1 pseudogene is annotated in these 398 nt (G+C 66.3%); it reads left to right on the top strand.

From position 1 onward, the window contains the following. Positions 1–58: 58 nt before the first annotated feature. A pseudogene (locus OO70_RS50760) lies at positions 59–398 on the top strand (amidohydrolase family protein); the annotation flags it as partial.

Genomic DNA, 398 nt, shown 5'->3' with positions numbered 1-398 from the left:
GTTAGGTGGCGTTCACCGGTCAACGAACCTCGACAGAGGTCGGGCGAGGGGACGCCAGATGCCGCGTAGAACCGACGAGCCGACGAAACGCTTCGCCTTGCGGGGCCGCCTGGTCACCCTGAACACCCGCAACAACGTCATCGACGACGGAGTCCTGTACGTCGAAGACAGCCGTATCGCCGCAGTACTCTCCGCCGACGCTCCTGCCCCACCAGGGTTCGAAGACGTCCTGCCGATCGCCACGGGTGGCACGGTGTACCCGGGGCTGATCGAGCTCCACAACCATCTGCCCTACGACGTCCTGCCGTTGTGGGCCGTGCCGAAGAAGTACGGCAACCGCTCCCAGTGGGGCGGCGGCAGCAACCCGGCCTACCACACGCTGGTGACCGGCCCGATGA

The sequence above is a fragment of the Streptomyces xylophagus genome (genome assembly GCF_000716435.1).
GTDB lineage: Bacteria > Actinomycetota > Actinomycetes > Streptomycetales > Streptomycetaceae > Streptomyces > Streptomyces xylophagus.
Note: the sequence above shows the minus strand (reverse complement) of the source record. Positions and strands in the feature narration are given on the sequence as shown.